We start from the raw sequence: 266 nt of genomic DNA, 5'->3' as shown, positions 1-266 counted from the left end.
GGTAAGATCACAGTGACCTTTGATCCAGATGTGGACCCAAGCACGATTGATCCGAGCACAGACATTGTGATCACGGACAAAGACGGCAATCCACTCAAAGACAAAGATGGCAACCCTGTGACAGTTCCACCACTCACCTCAACGGATGGTGGTATTACTTGGACAGGACAAATCCCACCAAATGTTGATGGCGAAGTCAAAGTCGAAGTTCCAGCGAACAGCTACGAAGACCTAACAGGCAACCCAGGTACAGGTGATGATGCAAC

The 266-nt window shown here is 49.2% G+C and carries 1 protein-coding gene; it reads left to right on the top strand.

Features of this window, described 5'->3' with window-relative positions:
• A partial coding sequence (locus EXE10_RS21690; protein WP_165383073.1) for an Ig-like domain-containing protein occupies nucleotides 1-266 on the top strand: 266 nt, incomplete at both ends.

Origin of the sequence: Acinetobacter sp. WCHAc060033 (assembly GCF_004209125.1) — a bacterium.
Lineage (GTDB): Bacteria > Pseudomonadota > Gammaproteobacteria > Pseudomonadales > Moraxellaceae > Acinetobacter > Acinetobacter wuhouensis.
The sequence above is the reverse complement of the archived record's forward strand: the minus strand, read 5'-3'. Positions and strand labels throughout refer to the sequence as shown.